4 protein-coding genes are annotated in these 6,336 nt (G+C 37.3%); 1 reads left to right on the top strand and 3 read right to left on the bottom strand.

The genetic code is table 11. The annotated features are described in order from the left end of the window. Positions 1 to 58 precede the first annotated feature (58 nt). From PHV30_06330 to hypB, 3 genes are all read right to left on the bottom strand, one after another. The gene (locus PHV30_06330; GenBank protein ID MDD5456634.1) at positions 59 to 541 is read right to left on the bottom strand and encodes a cache domain-containing protein; all 483 of its coding nucleotides are present in this window, start codon (positions 539 to 541) and stop codon (positions 59 to 61) included. Between the two features lie 123 nt (positions 542 to 664). Beyond that, the gene (locus PHV30_06335; GenBank protein MDD5456635.1) at positions 665 to 2,803 is read right to left on the bottom strand and encodes a methyl-accepting chemotaxis protein; all 2,139 of its coding nucleotides are present in this window, start codon (positions 2,801 to 2,803) and stop codon (positions 665 to 667) included. Between the two features lie 232 nt (positions 2,804 to 3,035). After that, positions 3,036 to 3,704 (bottom strand): hydrogenase nickel incorporation protein HypB, encoded by a 669-nt coding sequence (gene hypB, locus PHV30_06340; GenBank protein ID MDD5456636.1) that lies wholly within the window; start codon positions 3,702 to 3,704, stop codon positions 3,036 to 3,038. A 473-nt stretch (positions 3,705 to 4,177) separates the two neighbouring features. Here hypB and PHV30_06345 point away from each other — a divergent pair. Then, positions 4,178 to 6,336 (top strand): diguanylate cyclase (locus tag PHV30_06345; GenBank protein ID MDD5456637.1); only part of this gene is annotated, 2,159 nt, incomplete at its 3' end.

Here is a 6,336-nt window from a genome sequence, read left to right on the forward strand (position 1 = left end):
CCCCCTTATTCAATTTGGAAAGGCTTCCGTTTTTACGAAAGCCCTTCCTCTAAAATCATTAATCAATCTTGTTTACGTAAACTCCGGCTCCCATGTAGGTATCTTTGTCTATAGCAACAATATAAGAAATTTTCGGCTGAAAATCCTTTGTCTTGGGATGCTGCCATACGTATTCAACCCAACCTTTACCTTCTTTGCTGGCTGCTGCTTTAGCAAAATCAGCAAAAAACATTTTCCCGTTGGGGTCTTTCATAGTAGAAAGATCTTTACCTACCAAATTAGGTTTCATGGGTTGAACAAGTGTTATACCTTTCATTGTATTTACAAAAAGATACAACTCACCGCGTACAAATTTCCCATCAGCTTTCTGAAATTCCTTTAATGCTTCATCTTTGCCCACTTTTTTAATATAGGCTTGCGCTTCGTCTACAAATGCCTTTACTTCGGCTTTTCTCTGTTCCATCAGTTTGCTGTCAACTTCAGCGAAACAAACGACGCTCATTACTGCAAGTATCACAAATCCAATCAAACTCTTTTTCATAAAAACCTCCTGAATATTGTAGAAATCAATTTAAATATACTACCATCCACCACCTTTCTTTATCTTATTTATATTAATTATATTCATAGAATGAAATAAGTAAATAAATACATTATGTTTCAATTATATAAAATCCTTGTCTATATCCATGGGAATAATTTTATCCGGATCAACAAAATTAGGCTTAGTTGTATTATTTTCTATTTTCGGCCCGGATATAAAACTACTCTTTGCAGAAGTTTGCGCTTTATTATCCACTTTATTTTTGCGCATCTTATCTGTCTTCATATAGCTCATATTTTCTTTTCCCAGAACAATAACTGATAAATCCGTAACCATTCTGCCAAGTTCTATCGCTTCAGCGTTTAGTTCCTGACTTGCAGCTGCTGATTGTTCGGATATAGATGCGGCTGACTGCGTTAACTGGCTCATCTGGGTAACCGAATAATCGATCTGATTTATACCTGTCGCCTGCTCATCATTTGAAGCACTTACTGCTGAAATAAGGGTATTCATTTTTTGTATGCCTTCTACAATTTTATGCAGGGCATTCCCGACTTCTTCCACGCTGGATACTCCTTTATTGGAACTGTTTCGCGATTCTTCAATCAAGGAAGCGGTATTTTTTGCCGCATCTGCGCTGCGCTGCGCAAGGTTTCTTACTTCCTCGGCAACCACGGCAAAACCTTTGCCTGCTTCACCGGCCCTGGCTGCCTCAACCGCTGCGTTTAAAGCAAGCAAATTGGTCTGGAAAGCAATATCATCAATTGTTTTGATAATTTTCGCAGTCTGATCCGATGAATTTTTTATTTCATTAATGACTTCCATCATTCTGCGCATGGAATTTTCACTATTTACCGCTTCACTACGTACTTCCAAAGATAAGCTGTTTGCTTCCTTGGAACTTTCCGCGGTCTTGAACGTCATCCCATTCATTTCTTTAAGCATGGCCGAAGTTTCTTGCAAACTGGCAGCCTGTTCTGTAGAGCCCTCCGCCATTTTCTGGCTGGACTTGGCGATCTCCGAAGACGCGACTTTTACCTGTTCGGATGTTTTTGTCAATTTCGTTAGCAATAGCAATATCTGGTCTACAATCTGATTGGAAGTCAGCATCCAGACAATTATTGATATTGTTATCACCACGCAAAAGAATATTACGATTAAAAACAAAGACCTTGCTGATATGTTGCGTATTTCATCACCGGCGGAAAACAGCTCTTTATCATATGAGCCAGCTCCTATTACCCACCCCCAATCTTCAAAATAAGTAAAAACTGATGTTTTATATAAAGACTTGGCATCTCCTTCATTTTTCCAGGGATAACGCATTAAAGAAGTCTCTCCTTCTTTTAACTTTGAGGCTTTGTCGATCATTTCTTTTATAAAATAGTTACCATTAGCGTCCCTGGATTCCAGAATGTTTTCTCCATCCCTCTTGCCACCCTTAGACACTATATAGGTACCGTTTGAATCTAAAATAAACACATACCCTGTCTGACCGATCTTTATGTTCGTAACATCACTTTTTATTTGCTGCAGATCTCTTTGGGGCACTCCAACATAGAGCATTCCTATAACTTTTTTTTCTGAATTGAATAAAGGTTTATATGCGGTCATATACCAGTCATTAACAACAAATGCTTTCCCTGTATAAGTATCCCCGTTTAATACTTTGGTCAGGACCGGATTGGCTTTGCCATCCGGCTGCATAACAGGTATGTAGGTACCGATAGCTCTGCTGCCATCCTTTTTCAAGACATTGGTAGCCACACGAAGCATATCCCCTGCATCGTTCATACGCTGGAATATGGTACACGTTCCGCCCACCAGTTCTTTGACACTATCCACAACAATAACTGTTTCTGAGGAAGAATCGATTTTGCCCAACCATTTGTTCCCCGCATATAATCTGGGTAAAGATATTTTTTTTACTGACTTGTCAAACTGGTTTGTCACGTCCCACTCAATAGTGTCACCTGCCCTGAAACTCACCCCTCCGATATCATTTAATATCTTTGTGGCTACATTCAGATTGTAGTTCATGCGCTGCATGGCGTTTTTTTCTTCAAGATTAAAAGCCAGATTAAGGTTTAATACAATCTGTTTAAGGCCACCAAGTGTCGCTATCTTGTTTTCGCGGTCCGCTATTGTAGCCATTCTCTGATTTTGGGAAATTACAAGAAACAGCAAAATTATTATTGGAATTTGTGATAAACAAATACCGGTTATTAATAATTTCGCTTTCAATGAAAATTTTTTCATACTAATCCCCTCTTGTTAATTCCATCTATTAATATTTATATATGATAACAGTTGATTATTCAATAATTTGGGGAAAATTGTTTATATTAATAGAAACTGATTTTTACTTCATTTCCATAACATTTGATTGTCACATAAATGTTGCTATATCAAGGCAGGTTGCACAGAATATGTGAAAAAAATTGATTTATTGTCTAAATCCGGACAGACCTGTTTGAAATAGGTGAAGTTGTTAAAGACCCGGTATATGTTTTAGCAAAGAATTAATATTTTTTTTATCTGTATTGGAAATTTCCACACATACATAATTACTATTAATATCATTAAGAAACTTCAAAAATTGATCGCGATTAAAATTTGTATAGGGGATTAAATCCGTCTTTGTCAAAACAGTTAAGGAACTCTCCTTGAATATTCTGGGATATTTTAAAGGTTTGTCGTCTCCTTCAGTCGTACTGATAATCGCAATTTTATAATTTTCACCAAGATCAAAAGCCGAAGGACACACCAGATTACCTACATTTTCAATAAAAATAATGTCCAATTTTTTCAGATCAAATTCCTGTACAGCTTTAAAAACCATGTTAGCGTCCAGATGACATCCTGTTCCCGTATTAATCTGCACAACAGGTATATCAAGTTTGGCGATACGGTCGGCATCTCTGGTTGTAGCACAGTCTCCTTCTATAACCGCTACCTTTTTACCTCCCTTTTTTATTTCTGGTATAATCGTTTCCAGTACCGATGTTTTTCCGGCGCCGGGTGAACCGATAAGGTTATACATTTTTACATGATTTCCGATTAAAAGATCCCTGGTCTGCTGGGCATACATATCATTGGCTTTCAAAACATTCTGCATTACTTTTACCTGCATATATATATTCCTTTCATAAGATGTCATTCCCACCCCGTATCAATTATAGGGTAAACTGCTGCGGGAATCTGGGATTCAAATAACCCCCCCATCCAGCCTTCGCTTCAACAGCTTTGGCCGGCAAGCAAGCGGTGATGACAATAAAACATCAAAAACTTAAGTGTACATATTATAAACCATAATTGTATTTTATTGATAGTTAATATCGTCAATATTTACTTTTAAGTAAATAAGAATATGATTATTAAAAGGGGGCCTGACATTATGAAATATATCTATCATATATTGAGGCAAAAAGAATTTGCTTATTTGATGTGTTTTATTTTTTTTATCCTGTTAAACTGGCCAATTTTGAGTATTGTTGATAAACACAGTCCTCTATTCACTTTCATCTATATTTTTAGTATTTGGACAATCAGCATTGTCATATTATTTTTTATTTCCAGAAGTTATAAATATATAGATTCGGATAAAAAAACTCGAGATAGTTAACTTCAAATATGATAAGCCAATTTATTGTTTTAATTTTTTTTCTTGTTTATCTGAGTGTACTGTTTATTATAGCTGTCCAGACCGAACGCGGATCTTCTATTTTAAAAAAACTTAGTAACAGTCCGATTATTTATACATTATCCATCGCTGTCTTCTGTACTACCTGGACATACTATGGAAGCGTGGGCAAAGCCGCTACTTCCGGCCTTTTTTTCCTGCCTATTTATTTGGGGCCGACCATCAGCATTTTTATCTGGTGGTTCCTGATAAAAAAAATGATACGCATAAAAAATATGTATAAAATCACAAATTTAGCCGATTTTGTGACAGCTCGTTACAGTCGTTCTACATCTGTGGGCGCAGTAGTAACGATTATCTGTCTGGTCGGCATGCTGCCTTACATCGCTTTACAATTAAAGGCCATTATCTCGTCCTTCCAGCTGATTTCCGCGCCGCCGCATTATACAGTACATACATTCATGGGTGATTCTGTAGGCTGGTTTCTGGTTTTAGCCATGGGTATTTTTACTATCATATTCGGAGCCAGAAAACTTGACCCTACTGAACACCATAGAGGGATGATAATGGTTGTAGCCATTGAATCCCTGGTGAAACTTCTCGCTTTTTTGTTGATAGGTTTTTTCGTGACCTTTCTATTATTCCATGGTTTTAGGGATATCTTTTCTAAAATATCGCTAAGCTCCTATTCACAAATACTTTCAATAGGCATTACCCATAAGTCGAATTATTGGACATGGTTAACATATCTCATTTTATCCGGCTCGGCAGTTATCTTTTTGCCCAGACAATTTTATACGGCAGTTGTTGAAAATATTGATGAAAATCATCTTCAGACTTCTATCTGGCTTTTTCCTTTATATATGTTGCTGATTAATATATTTGTTATCCCTATCGCTTTAGGCGGTCTGTTGCTTGGCTTACCCATTCAAAAAGCGGATATGTTCATTTTGCATATCCCTTTATTGACCCATCATAACTGGCTCGTTTTGTTGGTATTTCTGGGAGGCCTGTCCGCTGGCTCCAGTATGATTATGCTCTGCACCATGACCATCACGACCATGATTACCAATCATCTGCTGCTGCCTTATATAGCCTCTATCAAACCTCTAAATTTTCTTAATCATCATGTACTGAAACTACGCTGGATAGTAATTCTTATTTTTCTGATGATAAGTTATTTATTCGCAATACAGATCGGTGACTCTTATATGCTGGTTAACATCGGGATGATTTCTTTCGCGGCAGTTCTACAATTTGCTCCAGCAATCGTTATCGGGCTTTTTTGGAGAAAAGCCAACAAATTCGGAGCCCTGGCAGGTATGATCAGCGGATTTATAATCTGGCTTTATACACTTTTTTTACCGGCTATTATAAAAAGCGGCTGGCAAGACGCGGACATACTTATTAATGGGCCATGGCATATAAAATGGCTGATACCGGAAAATATGTTTGGGATAACCATCTCCGATCATTTGACCCATACAGTTTTCTGGTCAATGCTTTTCAATGTTGTTTTTTTAATTCTCGGTTCGTTAATACCAAAAATTTCCGAAGAGGAACAAAAATGGTCTGATACAATTGTTAATATCCTTAATAATACAAATCCTCAGGACTACAGAACCAGTTTCCGTCGTAATGAATCCATTAAAGTACCGGATAAAATAAAAACTATTCATCATTTACTAAATGAATACTACTCGGAGAAAGAAAGTGATGGCATTATTAATAAATGTCTAGCAACCGCGAATATTGGAAATAGAAGCATGATATCAATTGTGGAGCTGGCGCACTTCCAGGGGGAAATAGAAAAGGTATTGTCCGGTTCCATAGGAACATCTACTGCCCACAACGTAATGGCTGGTTGTAACTTATTCACTCCGGAAGAAAAAAGAATGCTGGCCGAGGTATACAGTGAAATCCTTACAAATTTAAACCTGTCCCCGGAAGAATTAATTCGTAAAATAGATTATTATAAAGACAAAGAAAAACTTCTGGCCTCTCAGGCGCGGGAACTGGAAACAAAAGTTGAAGAGCGCACCAAGGAGCTGAGGGAAGCAAATACTCAGTTAAATATTCAACTGATACGCATGGAAACAGCAGAAACCGATTTGAAAAAAGCTTATGAATATTTAAAAGATACCCAGAG

The sequence above is a fragment of the Candidatus Margulisiibacteriota bacterium genome, assembly GCA_028715625.1.
GTDB lineage: Bacteria > Margulisbacteria > Riflemargulisbacteria > GWF2-35-9 > GWF2-35-9 > JAQURL01.

Coding starts and splice junctions, on each gene's coding strand:
- PHV30_06330 (MDD5456634.1), bottom strand. CDS start 541: ATGAAAAAGAGTTTGATTGGATTTGTGATACTTGCAGTAATGAGCGTC.
- hypB (MDD5456636.1), bottom strand. CDS start 3,704: ATGACATCTTATGAAAGGAATATATATATGCAGGTAAAAGTAATGCAG.
- PHV30_06335 (MDD5456635.1), bottom strand. CDS start 2,803: ATGAAAAAATTTTCATTGAAAGCGAAATTATTAATAACCGGTATTTGT.